General features: G+C 44.9%; 20 protein-coding genes. 12 read left to right on the forward strand and 8 right to left on the reverse strand.

Annotated features, from left to right (window positions below; all coding sequences use genetic code 11):
• The first annotated feature begins 2 nt into the window (after nucleotides 1-2).
• Both pstB and phoU read left to right on the forward strand, forming a co-directional pair.
• Nucleotides 3-821 (forward strand): phosphate ABC transporter ATP-binding protein PstB, encoded by an 819-nt coding sequence (gene pstB / locus OQJ86_RS21750; RefSeq protein WP_005424834.1) that lies wholly within the window; start codon nucleotides 3-5, stop codon nucleotides 819-821.
• 31 nt (nucleotides 822-852) lie between these two features.
• On the forward strand, nucleotides 853-1,551 hold the full coding sequence (phoU, locus tag OQJ86_RS21755) for a phosphate signaling complex protein PhoU (RefSeq protein WP_005424791.1): 699 nt from the start codon (nucleotides 853-855) through the stop codon (nucleotides 1,549-1,551).
• 3 nt (nucleotides 1,552-1,554) lie between these two features.
• On the opposite strand, the gene OQJ86_RS21760 is transcribed toward phoU, so the two are convergent.
• The 6 genes from OQJ86_RS21760 to OQJ86_RS21785 form a co-directional block, all read right to left on the reverse strand.
• Nucleotides 1,555-2,034: a hypothetical protein gene (locus OQJ86_RS21760; RefSeq protein ID WP_265990807.1), complete on the reverse strand. Its 480-nt coding sequence runs from the start codon at nucleotides 2,032-2,034 to the stop codon at nucleotides 1,555-1,557.
• Nucleotides 2,035-2,087: 53 nt separating this feature from the next.
• On the reverse strand, nucleotides 2,088-2,717 hold the full coding sequence (locus tag OQJ86_RS21765) for a YadA C-terminal domain-containing protein (protein ID WP_265990809.1): 630 nt from the start codon (nucleotides 2,715-2,717) through the stop codon (nucleotides 2,088-2,090).
• 137 nt (nucleotides 2,718-2,854) lie between these two features.
• On the reverse strand, nucleotides 2,855-3,787 hold the full coding sequence (locus OQJ86_RS21770) for a LysR family transcriptional regulator (protein ID WP_042606304.1): 933 nt from the start codon (nucleotides 3,785-3,787) through the stop codon (nucleotides 2,855-2,857).
• A 9-nt stretch (nucleotides 3,788-3,796) separates the two neighbouring features.
• Nucleotides 3,797-4,573: a polyphosphate kinase 2 gene (ppk2, locus tag OQJ86_RS21775; RefSeq protein ID WP_042606303.1), complete on the reverse strand. Its 777-nt coding sequence runs from the start codon at nucleotides 4,571-4,573 to the stop codon at nucleotides 3,797-3,799.
• Between the two features lie 66 nt (nucleotides 4,574-4,639).
• Nucleotides 4,640-5,383, reverse strand: a complete 744-nt coding sequence (locus tag OQJ86_RS21780) for a copper homeostasis protein CutC (protein WP_265990812.1) — start codon at nucleotides 5,381-5,383, stop codon at nucleotides 4,640-4,642.
• Nucleotides 5,384-5,659: 276 nt separating this feature from the next.
• On the reverse strand, nucleotides 5,660-6,268 hold the full coding sequence (locus OQJ86_RS21785) for a peroxiredoxin C (protein WP_005424820.1): 609 nt from the start codon (nucleotides 6,266-6,268) through the stop codon (nucleotides 5,660-5,662).
• A gap of 199 nt (nucleotides 6,269-6,467) precedes the next feature.
• Here OQJ86_RS21785 and OQJ86_RS21790 point away from each other — a divergent pair, with 199 nt between their 5' ends.
• The 3 genes from OQJ86_RS21790 (at nucleotide 6,468) to aceA (ending at nucleotide 11,089) form a co-directional block, all read left to right on the forward strand.
• A complete protein-coding gene (locus tag OQJ86_RS21790) occupies nucleotides 6,468-7,373 on the forward strand; it encodes a hydrogen peroxide-inducible genes activator (protein ID WP_005424789.1) in 906 nt (301 codons plus the stop codon).
• A gap of 606 nt (nucleotides 7,374-7,979) precedes the next feature.
• A complete protein-coding gene (aceB, locus tag OQJ86_RS21795) occupies nucleotides 7,980-9,608 on the forward strand; it encodes a malate synthase A (RefSeq protein WP_265990815.1) in 1,629 nt (542 codons plus the stop codon).
• A 167-nt stretch (nucleotides 9,609-9,775) separates the two neighbouring features.
• Complete coding sequence (gene aceA, locus OQJ86_RS21800) at nucleotides 9,776-11,089, forward strand: isocitrate lyase (protein WP_038878398.1); 1,314 nt, start codon at nucleotides 9,776-9,778, stop codon at nucleotides 11,087-11,089.
• Nucleotides 11,090-11,197: 108 nt separating this feature from the next.
• On the opposite strand, the gene OQJ86_RS21805 is transcribed toward aceA, so the two are convergent.
• A complete protein-coding gene (locus OQJ86_RS21805) occupies nucleotides 11,198-11,644 on the reverse strand; it encodes a CBS domain-containing protein (protein ID WP_095760575.1) in 447 nt (148 codons plus the stop codon).
• 234 nt (nucleotides 11,645-11,878) lie between these two features.
• A complete protein-coding gene (locus OQJ86_RS21810; RefSeq protein ID WP_042606299.1) occupies nucleotides 11,879-12,100 on the reverse strand; it encodes a hypothetical protein in 222 nt (73 codons plus the stop codon).
• A 260-nt stretch (nucleotides 12,101-12,360) separates the two neighbouring features.
• On the opposite strand from OQJ86_RS21810, the gene OQJ86_RS21815 reads away from it, so the two are divergent.
• The 7 genes from OQJ86_RS21815 to OQJ86_RS21845 all read left to right on the forward strand — a co-directional run bounded on the left by OQJ86_RS21815 (nucleotide 12,361) and on the right by OQJ86_RS21845 (nucleotide 20,523).
• Entirely contained in the window at nucleotides 12,361-13,527 is a 1,167-nt protein-coding gene (locus tag OQJ86_RS21815) for a trypsin-like serine protease (protein WP_265990820.1), read from the forward strand.
• Between the two features lie 233 nt (nucleotides 13,528-13,760).
• Nucleotides 13,761-14,813 carry a tRNA preQ1(34) S-adenosylmethionine ribosyltransferase-isomerase QueA gene (gene queA / locus OQJ86_RS21820; protein WP_265990822.1) on the forward strand — a complete coding sequence of 351 codons (1,053 nt, stop codon included), beginning with the start codon at nucleotides 13,761-13,763 and terminating at the stop codon, nucleotides 14,811-14,813.
• A gap of 206 nt (nucleotides 14,814-15,019) precedes the next feature.
• Complete coding sequence (gene tgt / locus OQJ86_RS21825; RefSeq protein WP_039977015.1) at nucleotides 15,020-16,153, forward strand: tRNA guanosine(34) transglycosylase Tgt; 1,134 nt, start codon at nucleotides 15,020-15,022, stop codon at nucleotides 16,151-16,153.
• A gap of 165 nt (nucleotides 16,154-16,318) precedes the next feature.
• Nucleotides 16,319-16,648 carry a preprotein translocase subunit YajC gene (gene yajC / locus OQJ86_RS21830; protein WP_010446143.1) on the forward strand — a complete coding sequence of 110 codons (330 nt, stop codon included), beginning with the start codon at nucleotides 16,319-16,321 and terminating at the stop codon, nucleotides 16,646-16,648.
• 21 nt (nucleotides 16,649-16,669) lie between these two features.
• A complete protein-coding gene (gene secD, locus OQJ86_RS21835) occupies nucleotides 16,670-18,526 on the forward strand; it encodes a protein translocase subunit SecD (protein ID WP_080774369.1) in 1,857 nt (618 codons plus the stop codon).
• A 14-nt stretch (nucleotides 18,527-18,540) separates the two neighbouring features.
• Nucleotides 18,541-19,488: a protein translocase subunit SecF gene (gene secF, locus OQJ86_RS21840; protein WP_038869569.1), complete on the forward strand. Its 948-nt coding sequence runs from the start codon at nucleotides 18,541-18,543 to the stop codon at nucleotides 19,486-19,488.
• 165 nt (nucleotides 19,489-19,653) lie between these two features.
• Nucleotides 19,654-20,523 carry a hypothetical protein gene (locus OQJ86_RS21845; protein ID WP_265990828.1) on the forward strand — a complete coding sequence of 290 codons (870 nt, stop codon included), beginning with the start codon at nucleotides 19,654-19,656 and terminating at the stop codon, nucleotides 20,521-20,523.
• Nucleotides 20,524-20,599 lie beyond the last annotated feature (76 nt).

The following is a 20,599-nucleotide window of genomic DNA, read 5'->3' on the forward strand; positions in this document are numbered from 1 at the left end:
GCATGTTTAACTTTGATAATACATTGGGTTACGAGCCACCATTGGATGTGCATAACCTGACGGATGAACAAACGGCTATCTCGATTGAGAACCTTAATCTTTTCTATGGTCAGGCTCAGGCGCTACATGATATCTCCATGCGTATTCCGAAAGGGCGCGTAACGGCGTTCATCGGCCCGTCAGGTTGTGGAAAATCCACACTGCTGCGCTGTATCAACCGAATGAACGACTTAGTTGAAGGTTGTAAAGTGACGGGTAAAGTACGTCTGCATGGTAAGAACGTCTACAACCCAAGTGTGGATGTCGCCACGCTGCGTCGCCGAGTTGGCATGGTATTCCAGCGCCCAAACCCATTCCCTAAGTCGATTTACGAAAACGTGGTTTATGGCCTTCGTCTGCAAGGTGTGAAGAACAGTCGCATGTTGGATGATGCGGTCGAGCGTTCACTACGCTCTGCGGCATTATGGGACGAAGTAAAAGACCGTCTGCATGAAAACGCATTTGGACTTTCTGGCGGCCAACAACAGCGTTTGGTGATTGCTCGTGCCGTCGCTATCGAACCTGAAGTTCTATTATTGGATGAACCGACATCGGCATTGGACCCAATATCAACTTTAACTATTGAAGAGCTTATCAATGAGCTCAAGACTCAATATACTGTGGTTATCGTTACCCATAACATGCAACAAGCAGCGCGTGTCAGTGATCACACTGCATTTATCCATATGGGTAAGTTGATTGAATACTCGGATGCGGATTCGATCTTCACTTCTCCAATGAAGAAACAAACCGAAGATTACATCACCGGTCGTTACGGTTAAGTTACGATCTCTTAAGGATTAAAGGAAAGCCATGCACTTTGGACGTCACATCTCAGGACAATTTAACGTAGAGCTAGAATCGATTCGTACCCATGTACTTACCATGGGCGGCTTGGTAGAGCAGCAACTCTCGTATGCTATTCAAGCCTTGCATAAGGAAGATATCGAACTGGCGCGTAAAGTTGTGCGTGATGATCATAAAGTGAACGCGATGGAAGTGTCTATTGATGATGCTTGTACCCGTATCATTGCCAAGCGTCAGCCAACTGCAAAAGACTTACGTTTGATCATGGCGATTATTAAGACCATCACCGATCTTGAGCGTATTGGTGATGTTGCGACGCGCATTGCTTATGTCGCAATTGAAAGCCCATCATCGCAAGAGCGTCAATTCCAAGTCTCGTTAGAGCCACTATGTCGTCAAGCGATCCAGATGCTACACCAAGTGTTAGATGCATTTGCGCGTATGGACGTAGAAGCCGCAGCAGAAGTGCATAAGCTCGATGATAAGTTGGATGCGGAATACGAAGCGGTGATTCGTCAGTTGATGACATACATGATGGAAGACCCGAAAAATATTCCGCATATCCTGCAAGTGATGTGGTCGGCACGTGCCATTGAGCGTGTGGGCGATCGTTGTCAAAACATCTGTGAATACATCATTTATTTCGTGAAAGGCAAAGACGTACGTCACCTTGGTGATCAAAGCATCGATGACGTACTGAAGTAAGTCTTAAAGGCGCAGACCAAAGCCCAGAGAAAAGTTAATTGCCGTATCAGTAAAGGTGTGGGTTTTATCGTTCATGAAAACGTCTAAATCCGCCCCTGCTCTTACCGACAATATTGGGTTAACTTGATATACGTAAGCGCCACCAATACTCAATCCGTTCGCATCTCTTCGTTCATTGCGATACGTTCCATCGTACTGCGCTAATCCTAAGCTCGCTTGAAATCCCATCTGTGGTTGATGACCAAATAAGTGTTGAAAGCCAATACGGTAGGCGTCAATGATTTCATCATAATTACCGCTCTTATAAGTAATCTGAGAGTAATCAAAATACAGCGCATCAAAGCCCGCAATATCAGTTGCCCCCAGTTGGATACCTGCCCCTCGAAATGAGCCAATCTTAACTTCTGGAGAGACATAAATACCTGAAGCTTGGACGCTAATAGGAGCGAGAATAAGGGCAGCGAGAAAGAATTTGCGTTTCATAGAGTTACCTAAATAAAAGCCTTCCTTGGCTATGGACTTATTGAGTGCAGTTTTTATCTAAAGCTAATTTGGACACCAACGCCGCCAGCAACGTCAGAGGAGGAGTACTTACCCGATGATTCGTAGTGGAAGGTGCCTGATAAACTAACTTGGTCTGTTAGACCGTAAGCACCGCCAACCGCGACCGCTTCTTTGCTACCTGAGAAGCCAACACCTGCACCGATAGCCAGTTCACCACTTGTCGCGTAAGGTCGAGCATTAGTGACAGCGTGTAAGCTTGCTCGGATTCCGTCCATTTGTTCTGCTTGCTGGTTTAAGCGGTAGTTGTATTCTGCAGCCAAGCCTTCTAAGTGGTTTAGACGGTCATCCGTTGGATTATTTTCGATAGGGTTTGATGGCAGCTGTGGCGTTGGGCGATCCGGAACATGAGGAACGCCATTATCTACTTCTGGAAGCGTTGGATGTTCAGGCGCCGCTTCAATTGGTGGTGTTGGCGGTAAATCTGGGCGTGGACGATCTGGCACACCAGGAACACCGTTATCAACTTCTGGTAGAAGAGGTTGCTCTGGCACACCTTGAATTGGGTTGGTTGGAATGCCTGGATCTGGGATAACAGCTGCAATTGAGCTGAAAGATGCAAGAAGGGTGTAAGCAGCGGTAAGCTTTACAATTTTTTTAGACATGTCTGAACTCTCAATAAGTAAACGAGGGACAGCATCCTTACTGTAAGCAATCGCTTTTTGTTATTTCCCTTAAAGCAGGGCTATCTTATTGAGAAGTATGATTTATGACTAAATGGCTATCATTATCTCGGTGATAATCAAATCTTATCAGCCTGTAACTTTAGGCCTTGTTGAATAAGCTCTGTTAACCATTTTACTAAAGGGTTATTCCGGTTTCGGACGTGCATGTGGCAATGTACAGACTTCATTTGTGGTTGACCATCAATCGTGACGTCAACGGCTCTTAATCCCGGAAATTGCTCAACCGGAAGTAAATTGGAGTGAGGTAAATACATGTCGGTGTGTTTGACGACATCAAGTATTGCAGAGACCATTTCTGAGCGAAATCCAATGCTGTGTTCAACGCCCATTTCGGTTAGAAGTTCAGATGCATAGCTAAATTTGTCGTTCCACCCTGGAGAAATTAAAGAAGCAATTGGGTAACCGCCAAGATCATGTGGTTCAACATGAGGTTTGGTGATTGGGTGATCTTCGCGGACAAAAATACGCCCTTTCAAATCCAGTAGCTTCGGCGTGTAGATCTCTTTGTTGGTTAGAAGTAATTCGTAGTTTACGCCCATCAGGGTTTCACCCTTTAAGATCTCATCCACAGTACTGTTTGACCAACCGACCAGTTCAAGTTGGGCGTTAGGAGCTAATATTCTAATTTGTTCGAAGAGGAAACCGGGCAAGCAAGTCATTGTAATTGGCGCAAGCGCAATACGTATTTTGTTGTCCACTTCGATAGGATCAAACTGATGGGAGCGATTAACTGCGGCAGCTAAACCATCGAGGTGCGGCGTAATATCGTTGGCGAGAGATTCGGCGAAAGGTGTCGGTTCAAGACCTGTTTTTACTTTCACAAACAGTTCGTCATCAAAGTGATGACGCAGTTTTTGTAATGCTTGGCTGATTGCTGGCTGCGAGACCAATAGACGTTGTGACGCTTTACGCATGTTTCGCTCTTGCATCAAAATCATAAAGGTTTTGAGTAAGTTCAGATCAAGGGTATGAAACAAGTCTTTCGCCATGGTGTCTCTCTAGTATTTATCAGGGACAAAGGTTTGATCGTCGATAGGGGCACGAACATAACCTTCTTTACTCAGCTCTGGTAATTCGATAACGGGATGCTCAAGTTCTTCGTACTCGACTTGGCTGAGTAAATGACTGATACAGTTCAGCCGAGCTTTCTTTTTATCATCAGAAGGGACCACCCACCAAGGACAGTTTTTCGTGTCTGTGTAGGCAAACATCTTATCTTTTGCTTCTGAATATTCTGCCCAGCGGTTACGTGATTCCAAATCCATCGGGCTGAACTTCCAACGTTTGATAGGGGTATTGATACGTTCTAAGAAACGCTTTTCTTGCTCTTCATCGGAGACTGAAAACCAGTACTTAATTAAGATGATGCCAGAGCGTTGCAACATGCGCTCGAATTCAGGGCAGGAACGAAGGAATTCCTCATATTGGTCGGGAGTACAAAAGCCCATGACTTTCTCTACACCGGCACGGTTGTACCAACTGCGGTCAAACAACACGATTTCTCCGGCAGCAGGCAGGTGTGCCACATAGCGCTGGAAGTACCATTGTGTTTTTTCTTTTTCTGTTGGGGCGGGAAGGGCTGCGATACGGCAGACTCGAGGGTTGAGTTTTTCAGTGATGCGTTTGATGGTGCCACCTTTGCCAGCGGCGTCGCGCCCTTCAAACAGTACCACGACTTTAAGCCCTTTGTGTTTGACCCACTCTTGGAGCTTAACTAATTCAATTTGCAGATGTTCTAGTGCTTCTTCGTATTCCTTTTTCTTCAGTTTCGTCATGTTTCCTCCAGTCCTTATTTATCAATATGTTAGCACTCAATAACCAAAGACGGGATTTGAAAGCGCTTAATTGAGAGCTGTTACCATGTTCGCGATAGCTTCAGTGTTAGTGACTGGAATCGAAAAGTCATTCACATCGGCAGCGCCCATTTTGCTTTGCTCGGCCATAAAGGTCATGTGACTAGGGCGAGTTGTCTTGCCAGATAAATGCACTTCGGTGACTTTGGCTTGCTCCACGATCTGGCCTACATTGTCTGCATTCACACCGGCGCCCGCCATGATCGCAATGCGTCCCTGCGCTTGCTCAACCAAAGCTCTGAGCACATCGATCCCTTGTGGTGCTGAAGGCGCAAGTCCCGAAGTCAAAATGCGTTCACAGCCTAAGCTGATCACTTCTTCTAACGCTTTTTCAGCATCGCGACACTGGTCAAAGGCACGGTGGAAAGTCACGCCTAAGCCAAGCGCTTGAGCAAATTCACACAGTGCCGTTGCGTACGGCATATGAATGTCGCCGTCTTGAGTGAGCACGCCGAGCACGACACCATTCAAGCCTGCTTGTTTAGCGGCTTCAATATCCCAACGCATCATTTCGATTTCTTCCTCACTGTATAAGAAGTCGCCTTGGCGAGGGCGAATCATCGCGTAAACCGGAATAGTAGAGCATTTAGCGGCTTGCTGCATAAAGCCATAGCTTGGGGTTAAGCCACCCAAAGCAAGTGAAGAGCAGAGCTCGATGCGGGTTGCACCACCGGCAATCGCGTTGTGGAGAGATTCAATGTTATCAATACAGACTTCTAATTGAGTGTTCATGAGGTTGTCCTGAATTATTGTAATTACAGCAAATACTAGCAGGACGAAAGAGGAGAATCTTTATAGAGAGGCAGGGAAATAGAGGTAAACTTTTTGCACGCGGTTTACCTCTTTTGCTTTTCAAAAATACAGATAAAAAGAAAGCCCAGAGCAAAACTCTGGGCTTTTTTAAGACTTTACTTAGACTGATTGGCGTTTGCGGTTTTCCCGCTATAGCTTTTTGCTTTATATATACATCCAACCAACACGCCCATTGAGCTTGGGCGGCAGTGTCTATTACTTGCTTAGGTCGTCTGCGTGCTCAGATAGGAACGCTGCAACACCTTTTGGAGATGCGTCCATACCTGCTTTACCTTCTTCCCATTGTGCAGGACATACTTCGCCGTGCTTCTGGTGGAAGTTAAGAGCATCAACCATGCGTAGCATTTCGTCGATGTTACGACCTAGAGGTAGATCGTTAACTACTTGGTGACGTACAAGACCGTCTTCGTCGATTAGGAAAGAACCACGGAAAGCAACGCCTGCTTCTGGGTGCTCTACATCGTACGCTTTACAGATTTCGTGCTTAACGTCAGCAACTAGAGGGTATTTAACTTGACCGATACCGCCATCTTCGATAGCAGTGTTACGCCATGCGTTATGAGAGAACTGAGAATCGATAGAAACACCGATTACTTCAACACCTTTAGCTTGGAAATCAGCTAGACGGTTGTCGAATGCGATTAGTTCAGATGGGCAAACGAACGTGAAATCTAGTGGGTAGAAGAATACTACTGCTTTCTTACCTTTAGTGAATTCTGCAAAGTTGAAGTTTTCAACGATTTCACCGTTACCTAGAACAGCTGCTGCAGTAAAGTCAGGGGCTTGACGACCTACTAGTACCATTTTTTTGCTCCTAAAAATTTTGTTTGCTCCAAACCTACATTCAGTTATTTAGGTTTGGTCCGTGTTTGTGCGAGACAAACTATAGTACAGATTGTAGTATTGAAAAAAGCGAAATAAATAGATTGAGTTCATCGAAAAAAGCGATAACACCAAAACTATTATCTCGATCACTGGAACAGCAATAGATACAAATAGAATTATGAATAAATGGCCTAGCTTGAAGCAGTTACACTATTTGGTCACTCTGCACGAAACTCGACATTTTAGTGATGCTGCTGAGCGTTGTTTTGTCAGTCAATCCACCTTAAGTAAAGGCATCCAAAACCTTGAAGAGTTGATTGGTTGTCCACTTTACGAAAAGAAAGATAAAAAAAGCCCATTAGTCTTCACTCAAGCTGGTGAAATGGTGGTGCAGCAAGGTCGAGAATTGCTCGCCAAAGGGCAAGATCTTGTTGAACTGGGTCGCTTATGCCAAGGCGATGATATGGAAGGGCAGCTTAAAGTCGGTTGTATTCCGACCATAGCACCTTTCTTATTGTGCGATCTTGTTCAAGAGGTGAACTACCGCTTCCCGCAATTAAATCTTCTATTAAGAGAAGACACCACGACTAACTTGCTGCAAGCGCTTCGCCACGGTGAGTTGGACGTATTGATTCTGGCTCTGCCTGTAGAGATAGAAGGAATGGAAAGTCGTGTAGTCGGTCAAGATCCGTTTCGCATGGTGATCAGCGCCAATCAAGCAGATTCCGTACCTGTACCGATCCGTTATGCAGACTTGCCAGATGAATCCGTCTTCTTATTAGAGAAAGAGCACTGTCTTACAGAGCACGCGGTTTCAGCATGTAAGCTAACGGACAAAGAGAAGATCAACCCATTCACCGCAACCAGTCTTCATACATTGGTGCAAATGGTGGCGAATGGTCTGGGCACCACGTTTATCCCGCAAATGGCGATTGATCATGGTTTGCTACACAACCAGAACTTAGTGGTGATCGACCCTCCAGGTCAGCAAGCATATCGCGATATTGGTTTGGTTTGGCGTCCAAGCTCGTCACGATCAAACACTTTCAATCAATTGGCAGAAGTCGTCTCTGAACTGCTTTAGCGATTAGTATTAGCCTGCTACTCCCGATCTAATATCAAAAAGCGCACTAGAAATAGTGCGCTTTTTAGGATTTTATTCTGTGCGTGAACTTTGACTTGTAAAATTTTACAGATGAACTTTCATGAAGCTTTCATAAAATAGTGAAATTTCACAATGTTAATTTTACACAACTGCCTGCGTAACGCGTTTAAGTCGCGTTTAATTTCCTCTTCCTAGCCCTTGTGAATACAAGGGTTTTTCTCCTGCCTCACTATTCATACGCTTGTTTGAATTCAAAAATAACCTGTAAATTTAATGTAATTTAATTACGTAATAACTTACAAATTGAACTCAAAAATCAAACGCTTGTTTGATACCGAATAAAACTTTGAATTTAACGTTTTGTTTACTTGAGGGGTTTCGCTTAAACCTTTGTTGGGTTAGCTTAATTAAAGGCTTGTAAGACTTATGTCTAGATTGAAAAAGCAATTCAGGTTGCGCAAGGTATAGACACAACGAAGCGAAGTGAACACCAAATCGAAGGATGTAATTTGTTGTTCATAACTTACAAATGTAGCTTTAGGCTGACTGCCCAAGATGGATAAAGCACGTTAAGGATGAATGATTATGCTTGCTCAGACAGAACAAAAAACACAACAACTAAAGCAAACCCAAGGCATGCTTGAGGTGAATGGAGTCGTTGCTCCTGAACATCAAGCAATTTTCCCTGTTGAAGCCCAAACCTTTTTATCTCTACTGTGTGAAAAATTTGCCGGACGTGTTGAACAGTTGCTGGAAGCACGAGAAGGAAAGCAAGCACGCATCGACGCTGGTGAACTGCCAGACTTTTTACCAGAGACACAAGACATTCGTGAAGGAAGCTGGAAGATCCTCGGAATCCCGCAAGATCTGCAAGATCGCCGAGTGGAGATTACAGGACCAACTGATCGCAAAATGGTGATTAACGCACTGAATGCGAATGTAAAAGTGTTCATGGCAGACTTCGAAGATTCGATGTCCCCTGCGTGGAGTAAAGTTCTGGATGGTCAAATTAACTTGCGCGATGCTGTTAATGGCACCATCAGCTACACCAATCCTGACAATGGCAAGCACTATCAGCTGGCAGAAGACCCAGCGGTGTTGATCTGCCGTGTTCGCGGACTGCATCTAGAAGAAAAACACGTAACGTGGCACGGTCAGATCATTCCAGGTGCGCTATTCGATTTCGCTCTGTACTTCTACAACAACTATAAAGCGCTACTGAAAAAGGGAAGCGGTCCTTACTTCTACATTCCAAAACTGCAATCGCATCATGAAGCGAAGTGGTGGAGCGAAGTGTTCCATTTCACCGAAGAGTATTTCGGTTTGGATACAGGCACCATCAAAGCGACTGTACTGATTGAAACCTTACCAGCCGTATTCGAAATGGATGAGATTCTGTTCTCACTGAAAGAACACATCGTTGGTTTGAACTGTGGTCGCTGGGATTACATCTTTAGCTACATTAAGACACTGAAAAAACACCCAGATCGTGTACTACCAGATCGCCAAGTGGTAACCATGGACAAGCCATTCCTCAACGCTTACTCAAGATTGTTGGTGCGTACTTGTCATAAACGTGGCGCATTTGCGATGGGCGGCATGGCAGCTTTTATTCCGGCTAAAGACCCACAAGAAAACCAAAAAGTACTGGATAAGATCCACAACGATAAATCGCTAGAAGCTAACAACGGTCACGACGGAACTTGGGTTGCTCACCCGGGGTTGGCAGACACCGCAATGGAAGTGTTCAGTGCCACGCTGGGGCAGCGCACCAACCAATTGGATGTGAACCGCTCAGAAGACGCACCAATAACCGCCGCAGAGCTGCTTGAACCGTGCGAAGGTGAACGTTCAGAAGAGGGCATGCGCCATAACATCCGCGTTGCGCTGCAATACATCGAAGCTTGGATTTCTGGCAACGGTTGTGTGCCGATTTACGGACTGATGGAAGACGCAGCAACGGCTGAAATCTCACGTGCTTCTATCTGGCAATGGATTCAACACGGTAAGTCGCTCGACAATGGATTGAAGGTCACTAAAGAGCTGTTCGAACTCTACCTGAAAGAAGAAATTGAAGTCGTGAAACAAGAAATTGGCGAGCAGCGCTACCAAGCTGGTCGATTTGAAGAAGCGGCAGATTTGATGGCTAGGCTCACCACAAGCGATGAACTGACCAACTTTTTAACCATTCCAGGTTATGACTACTTGGATTAACCCAAAGATTTTAAACACTCAATTTATCTAACTAATACATGTTTATTTAACTAATACGTGTTTGTTTAACGACTACGTGAAAGATTCGAGGCAGATAAGGATGTACTGCCTGAGAACGGAAAACTCAACGCACATGCACAAGTGCACATTATAAGAGGGATAGACCAATGACTAACTTAACTCGCCGCCAACAAATTGAAGCTCTGGAAAAAGATTGGGCAACCAACCCACGCTGGAAAAACGTAAAACGCACCTACACTGCGGAAGAAGTAGTAACACTGCGTGGTTCTATGGTACCTGCGAACACGATTGCACAACGTGGTGCTGACAAACTTTGGTCACTGGTCAACGGTAGCTCAAAGAAAGGCTATGTTAACTGCCTTGGTGCACTAACGGGGGGGCAAGCCGTACAGCAAGCGAAAGCAGGTATCGAAGCGATTTACCTATCTGGCTGGCAGGTAGCGGCAGATAACAATACTGCGTCTACGATGTACCCAGACCAATCTCTGTATCCAGTAGATTCTGTTCCTTCGGTCGTTAAACGCATCAATAATTCGTTCCGTCGTGCAGACCAAATCCAGTGGACAGCAGGTAAATCGCCAGAAGATGAAGGCGGCATTGATTACTTCCTACCAATCGTCGCGGATGCAGAAGCAGGCTTTGGTGGTGTACTTAACGCTTACGAGCTAATGAAATCGATGATCGACGCAGGTGCGGCAGGTGTTCACTTTGAAGACCAATTAGCATCAGTGAAAAAATGTGGTCACATGGGCGGTAAAGTATTGGTTCCAACTCAAGAAGCGGTGCAAAAACTGGTAGCAGCTCGCCTAGCCGCGGATGTTGCTGGTACAACAACACTGGTTATTGCGCGTACCGATGCAAACGCAGCCGACTTGCTAACGTCTGATTGTGACCCATACGATAAAGACTTTATTCAAGGAGAGCGCACTCCAGAAGGTTTCTACCGTGTTCGTGCAGGTATCGACCAAGCTATCTCTCGTGGCCTAGCTTACGCGCCATATGCGGATCTAATCTGGTGTGAGACGGCAACGCCATGTTTAGAAGAAGCTCGTAAGTTTGCAGAAGCGATTCATGCCGAGTACCCAGACCAATTATTGGCATACAACTGTTCGCCTTCATTCAACTGGGAGAAAAACCTAGATGCAGAAACCATTGCTAAGTTCCAACAAGAGCTGGCGAATATGGGCTACAAGTACCAGTTCATCACGCTAGCAGGTATTCACAACATGTGGTTCAACATGTTCGAACTGGCACACGCTTACGCACAAGGCGAAGGCATGCGTCATTACGTTGAGAAAGTTCAGCGTCCTGAGTTTGAAGCGGCAGAAAAAGGCTATACGTTCGTAGCGCACCAACAAGAGGTTGGCACGGGATACTTTGACAGAATGACCAATACTATCCAAGGCGGGCAATCTTCAGTGACAGCACTGACAGGGTCTACCGAAGAAGACCAATTCTAACAAGCATAGAGTCTATAATTACTACGTTAGTAATGACATCTTGAGCGGCGAATTAGCCGCTCTTTTTTTGCTTTTTATTTGTTGTGAGTGCAATAAGCTCTGCTCAAACTATTCTGTTTCTAGCTCTTCAGGTTCAACTTCTTCCTGAAGCTCTAGTAGGTTGATTGCGATGGAAACAAAGTCTGTGTCGGTGATAATTCCGACTAAGTGACCTTTAGTTACCACAGGCAAACAGCCTACTTTGTGTTTTTGCATATAGATAGCACTTTGCTTTAATCCAGCTCTTGGTTCTGCTGTCATGATGTTGGTGTGCATCATTTCATAAAGCGGGGTGTCGAGGGTAAAAGATTGTTCAGCCTCATCTGGGTGTAAACAGGATTCTTGTGCAGCAAGAATATCGCGTTGAGTCACCAAGCCTTGTAAGTGTTTATTGGCATCAACAACCGGAATATGTCGAATATCAAGCGCTTCCATCATGCTTTTTGCGTCACGTAATGTGTGCTCACGCAGCAAGGTATGAGGGTTGCGAGTCATCATGTCTTCAACCTTGATCATAGAGACCTCCAGCGGCATTGTCCTTCCTTTAAATATAGAGAATATTTTTCCGTATATCTGGGAGCTGCCTCGTTTTTCACTAATAAAATAAAACGATTAGATGGAGATCAATCAGATGTGAGAATGTACTGGAGTTTTCCATAATCCCAGCTACTCATTTGGGGCGATGTTAGGATGTAAGCGCTATCATAAATAACCAAAGCTAAGGAGTTTAAACCTTAGCTTTGGTTACTCTTAACGTTGCTTAAAATGCACACAGATAAGACCATAAGCTTTCGCGTCCACACATCGGCCGATATAGCTTTTATTAGGAAGGTTGACCGCACATAAACGAGGGACCTGCTTTAAGTCACATGCTTGTTGCATTGCGGTGATCTTCTGGTGGTTAGAGTTTGCGAGTGTACCGGAAGAAAACACGAGTACGGCGGCACTTAACGCCACAGTTAACATCTTCATACTTACCTCAATCAATGTTCAAAGAGCAAATGCTCACCTTCACTATAGTTCAAAGAAATTACTACTGATTGGTTTGTTAATTATTGCTGTTTACCGTTGAAAAACTCAATGCGAGTCAGTTTGCATTTTTCACTGATAAGGTATGTGGTCAGAATGTAATCTAATGAGTTGAATCGCACATTTTTACTTGCTTGATTTTCCAAGATAAGCCTGTGGAAGAAGATATGCTCAGGCTTACCAGATTGAAGATTACAACCTAAATGAAACGAACGAAATGCAACAAGCTCATTGCTTTGGCAGTGGCGGCATTCAGTGTGCAATCCGCTCAAGCGATTGTGTTAGGAGATGAGCAAACCGACCCGGTTGATCGTGTGACTTTACGCGCAAGTAACATGGCAGAGTTTCCGCTGTGTGGCGGTACCATGCTGACGGAACAATGGGTATTAACTGCGGCACACTGTGTGGTGATGGGGCAGGGAACCAACGAAGCGAGCTATTATGTGACCCCTCCGGGTGAACTGTCCGTGAATGCCAATGTGTATGATCTAAATACTGCAGGGCTTGATAACTTCTATTCAGTTTCACATGTGGTAGTGCATCCGGATTACACGCGTATATCTAAAGCGGACATCGACAGTAGCGGCAACGTCAAACCCATTCAAACGGGTTTAGATTCTGATATCGCATTGTTGTATCTCACTCGTCCGGTCGCGAATGCAAGATTTGCCGACTTAGCAAACAAAACTGAGATGGAGAATATTGAGGCGCGTCTGGCTGCAGATTGGAACGACAATTATCTAACCAATCAGCGTGTGGAAAACGTGCAAGTATTTGGTTGGGGAACTACTCAACCTGATGCGTCTGAATCCTCAGATACACTTAAAACCACCATTAGCACCTTTTTACCCATCGACAAATGTTATGAGCGCTTAGAAATTGGCAGCAGCTTTCCGGGAATCATTGATTCACGTGAGAATTTAACCAAAATATGTACTTTGCCAACTCGGAATGAAGTGCTGGACTCAGAGAGTAATACCCAATATGGCAATTCTGCATGTAAAGGTGACAGTGGTGGTCCACTCATCGATGTCGCAACGGGGAAGCAGATCGGCATTGTAAGCGGTGCTCCTCTTATTCTTCCGACATGTGGTTCACTTACTATCCCAAGTTTCTACACCAAAGTGAGCCAATATCATGATTGGGTACAGTCTTACATTACCGCTGACGCCCCCCCAAACAGTTACATCATTGAACCCAACTTTATTAAAGAGGCCAATGATGACAATGGGGGAGAAGAAGAGTGTCACGATGGTATTGCGACCAACAACTGTGATTTTAGAGGCTCTGAAGAGGATGGTGGTAGCTTAGGAATTTGGTGGCTGAGTGTTTTAGCCTCATTTACATGGTTGCGCCGACGTAAAGTATAAAATCAGGCCGCAATAGATAGAAAAGATAAGCAGCGAACTCCGCTGCTTTTTTATTGCCGCTAATCCTGAGACTTTCACGTTTTATTACACTCCTAGTGAAAGGTTTTACAGTCAATCTAAGGGGATTTGCTTGCTATTGCAGCATGTAAACATATACTAGTCTGCTGCGAAAAACTCGTCGCAATTTTATCGTCGTTTTCGACGTGATTTGACCAATATATAAGACAAGTAACATGCAAGTATCAGATTTCCATTTCGACCTTCCAGATGAACTTATCGCCCGCTACCCTCAACCAGAGCGTACCGCTAGCCGACTGCTGCAAATGGATGGCAATACTGGCGAACTTATTGATGGCACATTTACTGATGTGTTGGACCAAGTTCAAGCTGGTGATCTAGTGGTTTTCAATAATACTCGCGTTATCCCTGCGCGTATGTTTGGTCGAAAAGAGTCTGGCGGCAAACTAGAAGTGTTGGTAGAGCGTATGTTAGACGAAAAGAGCATTCTGGCTCACGTTCGTTGTTCAAAATCACCAAAGCCAGGTTCGACTATTATTGTTGGCGAGAACGATGAATATTCAGCGCAAATGGTTGCTCGCCATGATGCTCTTTTTGAACTGAAGTTTGAGTCTGATAAGACGGTTTTAGACATTCTGGAAGAAATTGGTCACATGCCACTTCCTCCTTACATCGACCGCCCAGATGAAGACGCAGATAAAGAGCGTTACCAAACGGTTTACAACCAAAAGCCAGGTGCGGTTGCAGCACCAACGGCAGGCCTTCATTTTGATGATGTTCTGCTTGAGAAGATCAAGGCGAAAGGCGCTGAGTTTACTTACGTAACACTTCATGTTGGTGCCGGTACGTTCCAACCAGTGAAAGTGGACGACATTAACGATCATCACATGCACGCTGAATACGTTGAAGTACCGCAAGATGTTGTTGATGCGATTAATGCAGCTAAAGCACGCGGTGGCCGAATCGTTGCCGTAGGTACTACGTCAGTTCGTTCGCTTGAAAGTGCAGCGCAAGACGCTCTGAAGAAAGGCACGGAATTGGTGCCATTCTTTGGTGATACTGAAATCTTTATCTACCCTGGTTACGAGTACCAGCTGGTGGATTGTTTGATCACCAATTTCCACTTGCCTGAGTCAACATTGATTATGTTGGTCAGTGCATTCGCAGGTTACGAGAACACCATGAATGCTTACAAGCACGCTGTGGATAACCAATACCGTTTCTTCTCGTACGGTGACTCAATGTTTATTAAGAAGAAAACGGCATAATGTTTTAACCCCTCCCTAGCCCTTCTCTTGTAAAAGGAGGGAGGTTAGGAGGGGGAGAAAGCTAATGATTTACGAGTGCTAGCAGTACGCTAGGAAACAGAGTAGAACTTCTGCTTTGTCTCTCGCAAGGAAGGCGACCGCTCCTTAAAGTGGGGAACACCCCCAAGATACATAGTCAGACTGTTTCTCTGACACTCGGAGGCATCGTGAAATTATCATTCGATCTTAAAAAGAAAAACGGCAATGCGCGTCGTGGTCAATTGACCTTCGAACGTGGCACTGTTCAAACTCCAGCATTCATGCCAGTAGGTACTTACGGTACGGTTAAAGGCATGACTCCGGAAGAAGTAAAAGGCACTGGTGCAGAAATTCTGCTAGGTAACACGTTCCACCTATGGCTACGTCCTGGTCAAGAAGTGATGAAAATGCATGGTGACCTGCACGATTTCATGAACTGGCACGGTCCTATTCTTACTGACTCAGGCGGTTTCCAAGTATTCAGCCTTGGTAAAATGCGTAAGATCACCGAAAAAGGCGTTCACTTCCGCAGCCCTGTAAACGGCGACAAGATTTTCATGGACGCTGAAAAGTCGATGGAAATCCAAAAAGACCTAGGTTCTGACATCGTCATGATCTTCGACGAGTGTACGCCATACCCAGCGACACACAACGAAGCGAAAAAATCGATGGAAATGTCACTACGTTGGGCACAACGCTCACGTGACCACTTCGATAAGCTAGAAAACCCGAACAACCTATTTGGTATTGTTCAAGGTGGTGTTTACGAAGACCTACGTGACGTATCGGTTAAAGGTCTAACTGAAATCGGTTTTGATGGTTACGCAGTTGGTGGTCTTGCAGTAGGCGAACCGAAAGAAGACATGCACCGTATCCTTGAGCACACGTGTCCACAGCTTCCAGAAGATAAGCCTCGTTACCTAATGGGCGTAGGTAAGCCGGAAGATTTGGTTGAAGGTGTTCGTCGCGGTATCGACATGTTTGACTGTGTAATGCCAACGCGTAATGCACGAAACGGTCACCTATTTGTGACTGGTGGTGTGATCAAGATCCGTAATGCGAAACATAAAACGGATACAACTCCGCTAGATCCGCACTGTGACTGTTACACTTGTCAAAACTACAGCAAGTCGTACCTTCACCACCTAGAGCGTTGTAATGAAATTCTAGGCGCGCGTTTGAATACTATCCATAACTTGCGCTACTACCAGCGTTTGATGGAAAGCATTCGCACGGCGATTGATGAAGACCGTTTCGATGAGTTTGTTCAAGAGTTTTACGCTCGTCGTGACCGCGAAGTGCCACCACTAAGCAAAGCATAAAAGAATTAAAGCCTTTGGCATGTCGCCAGAGGCTTTTGCTAATAAAGTAGGCTAACGTACGTTATTTTTGAGAAGGTGATCTCTATTACTCACTCTTAGACTTGAATCTAAATTACGAAAGCCCAACTTGTTGGATTATCAATAAAATATAATGAGGATGTTTTAATGTTTATTTCTCAAGCTCATGCAGCAGCAGAAGGCGCTCCAGCTGGCGGCGGTTTTGAAATGCTAATCATGCTAGGCATGTTCGCGGTGATCTTCTACTTCATGATCTACCGTCCACAATCTAAGCGTGTAAAAGAGCACAAAAACCTGATGTCTTCCATGGGCAAAGGCGATGAAGTGCTAACAAGCGGTGGTTTAGTGGGTAAAATCACGAAAATCGCTGAAGACAATGACTACATTTCAATTGAGCTTAACGCAAACAATGAAGTTGTAATCAAGAAAGACTTCGTAACTGCAGTGCTACCAAAAGGTACGCTGAAGTCTCTATAAAACAGCTAAAGGATCCTCGCTGTGCTAAACCGTTACCCATTATGGAAGTACTTGATGGTATTTTTTGCCATCATCACCGCTGCGTTGTACGCACTTCCAAATATCTACGGTGAAGATCCGGCTATTCAAGTTACAGGGGCACGTGGTGCCTCTGTAGATATGTCAACGCTGGATGCTGTCACCAAAGCTCTTGATAAAGAGCATCTCTCTCATAAATCCATTGCTCTCGAGAATGGATCAATCCTTGTTCGTTTCAATGACACTGACACTCAAATCAGTGCCCGCGATATCATCAGTGAAGCGCTTGGCAAAGATAAAATTGTTGCACTCAACCTTGCTCCAGCTACGCCAGATTGGCTAGAAGCAATTGGTGCGTCACCACTTAAGCTAGGTCTTGACCTACGAGGTGGTGTTCACTTCTTGATGGAAGTGGATATGGACGCGGCGATGGAAAAGCTGGTTGGTCAACAAGAAGAAGCTTTCCGTAGTGAACTTCGTGAAGCTAAGATTCGCTACCGCGCAATCCGTCCTTCTGGTAAAGAAGGCGTGGAAGTATTGCTACGTAATGAAGAGCAACTAGCTGAAGCGAAAGCTACGTTAGAAAAGAATCACCCAGACATGAATTTTGTCGATTCTGATTCTGATGGTCGTTACGCGTTGATTGCCACCTTTACCGAGCAACGTTTACAAGAAATACGTAACTACGCAGTAGAACAAAACATCACGATTCTTCGTAACCGTGTAAATGAACTTGGTGTTGCTGAGCCATTGGTTCAACGTCAAGGTGCTAGCCGTATCGTAGTTGAATTGCCAGGTGTTCAAGACACCGCTCGAGCAAAAGAAATCCTAGGTGCTACGGCAACACTAGAATTCCGCGAAGTCGACGACAAAGCTGACCTTTCTGCTGCGGCAAACGGTCGAGCACCAGCTGGTAGCGAGATTAAGCAAGATCGCGATGGCCGTCCTGTTGTTCTGAAGAAACGCGTAATTCTCGGTGGCCAAAGCATCACAGATGCAAGTTCAAGTGTTGATGAATACGGTCGTCCTCAGGTTAACATCTCGCTAGACAGCGAAGGTGGTAACAAGATGTCTGCGTTCTCTAAAAAGAACATCGGTAAGCTAATGGCAACCGTGTTTGCAGAGTACAAAGATAGTGGTCGTCGTACGCCAGAAGGTCGTGTGATTCTGGATAAACATGAAGAAGTGATCAACCAAGCAACGATTCAGTCTGCGCTTGGCCGTAACTTCCGTATTACCGGTATCGACTCTGCTGCTGAAGCTCACAACCTAGCACTTCTACTTCGTGCTGGTGCTCTAATTGCGCCTATCTCAATCGTTGAAGAACGAACCATCGGTCCATCAATGGGTCAGCAAAACATCGATATGGGTATTCAAGCGTGTATCTGGGGTATGGTCGCCGTAATGCTATTTACGCTGCTTTACTACCGTGGCTTTGGTCTGATTGCCAATATTGCATTGATGGCGAACTTGGTTTTGATCATTGGTGTTATGTCGATGATTCCGGGGGCGACAATGACGCTGCCGGGTATTGCCGGTATCGTATTGACGGTCGGCATGGCAGTCGATGCCAACGTACTGATATTTGAGCGTATCCGTGAAGAACTTCGAGATGGGCGTAGTCCACAACAAGCGATTCACCAAGGTTACGCAAACGCATTCAGTACTATCGCCGATGCGAACATCACAACTCTTATCACTGCAATCATTCTATTTGCAGTAGGTACAGGCGCGGTGAAAGGTTTCGCGGTAACACTATCTATCGGTATCTTAACTTCAATGTTCACCGCTATTGTGGGTACACGTTGTATCGTGAACCTGATTTACGGTGGCAAACGCGTTGATAAATTGTCGATCTAAGGCTGGGAATTAATATGTTTCAAATTCTAAAAGCAGAAAACACGATCGGCTTTATGCGTTGGTCGAAAGTCGCGTTCGTATTCTCTATTGTTATGATCGCAGCTTCTATCTTCACGCTATCAACCAAATGGTTGAACTGGGGCCTAGATTTTACTGGTGGTACGCTTATCGAGGTGGGCTTTGAACAACCTGCAAACCTTGAAGAGATTCGTTCAGCACTAGATTCAAAAGGCTTCGGCGATGCGACAGTACAAAACTTTGGTAGTGCTCGTGATGTAATGGTTCGTCTTCGTCCTCGTGACGATATGTCTGGTGAAACACTAGGTAACCAAATCATTGGTGCTATCAAAGAAGGTACGGGTGAAAGCGTAGAAATGCGTCGTATCGAGTTTGTAGGTCCAAATGTTGGTGATGAGCTAACGGAAGCGGGTGGTCTAGCGATTCTTGTATCGCTGATCTGTATCCTGATCTACGTATCAATGCGATTCGAATGGCGTCTAGCGGCTGGTGCGGTAATGGCACTGGCACACGATATCATTATCACGCTGGGTGTCTTCTCACTGATGCAAATTGAAGTGGACCTAACCATCGTAGCGGCGCTACTTACGGTTGTTGGTTACTCGCTCAACGATACCATCGTTGTATTCGACCGGATTCGTGAAAACTTCCGTAAGATGCGTAAGGGCGAACCTTCGGACATCATGGATGCGTCAATCACTCAAACATTGAGCCGTACATTGATTACGTCTGGTACGACATTGTTCGTAGTTATTGCACTGTTCATGCAAGGTGGTGCGATGATTCACGGCTTCGCAACCGCACTTCTACTAGGTATCACTGTAGGTACTTACTCTTCTATCTATGTAGCATCAGCACTAGCGCTAAAACTGGGTATCCAGAAAGAGCACTTGATGCCACCTCAAGTAGAAAAAGAAGGTGCAGAGTTCGACGAGATGCCATAAGGCAGATTGAGAACCGAAAACAAAAACCGCTGAGCAATCAGCGGTTTTTTTATGTCTGATAGATTTGATAGTTTCATTTTTATTTGAGGTACTTCCAGCTTGAATTGTAGTTTTTTGATTGAGTTGAATATACGGAAGTATGTTCAACAATTTCGGGAGGAAATAATGTCAAGGCAAGTTGAAATAAAAGCACAGTTACTGAAGTTTGTAGAGATTTCTTACAAACACAATAAAGGCGTTACCAGCAAGCTAGTTACTGGAGGGCAAAGATTCAAGTTAGCAGTTGATGAGTCTGGTAAGGCAACTTTATCTGGTGAACTTGGGTTTACTAAGTTTGAAGTTTCAAAAGAAATGGTTGAAGAGCTGGGCATAAAATTAAAAGCAGTTTCTGTTACTTTTAAAACTACTCGTGATGGTGTTTTGACATACAGTGGAAGTGTTTCTTTTTTTGGTGTTGTTTCCTTTGGTGTTGCTGGGCAGGTAAATGTCCGAGAGCTTTTAGAGCAGTGCGAGTGGGGGCTTTGTAAGTACAGATTTAAGAAGAGTAAAATTGATCAAACGCTCCGTGAAGCTGGGGTTTCGCTGGTTATGATAAATAGAATTCTACCTATTCCGGTTTTACTCAGTGTTTCAGCGCCGTGCATAGCAAGTCCACTCCACGATACTTACCTTGATATACGCAATAATTTATACAAGATGCAGTATATCGAGGTGGTAGAAGCTATGGCAGGACCAAACCTATCGATTGAAGAGCTAAATAGTATTAAATCTCACCCAGTAAAATTTGGTCATCAATTTCCATTTTTGTCATCCATCCCATCAAGTTTGGTTACGGAGCTGTCTTACTTTGAAGCATATAGTGAGGATGGAGGAGTTGGGTGTCTTTCCGTAAACGGCTTTGGCGATGTATACCAGCCAGTCACGGTTTCGTTGCAGTTTCTCATGAAGGAACAAGTATGGAAGGTTCAGCACGTAAAAATAGACCACTTACCTGACTACGACCGTTTCTATAAACAGGCAGATTGTTCCATATAAAAAATGTATGGTCCGCCCCGTTATTGCAACTACAATTAAGTAATAACGGAGTTGGTTTGCGCTAATGTATTCGGAG

It is taken from the genome of Vibrio sp. Sgm 5 (genome assembly GCF_026241575.1).
Lineage (GTDB): Bacteria > Pseudomonadota > Gammaproteobacteria > Enterobacterales > Vibrionaceae > Vibrio > Vibrio jasicida.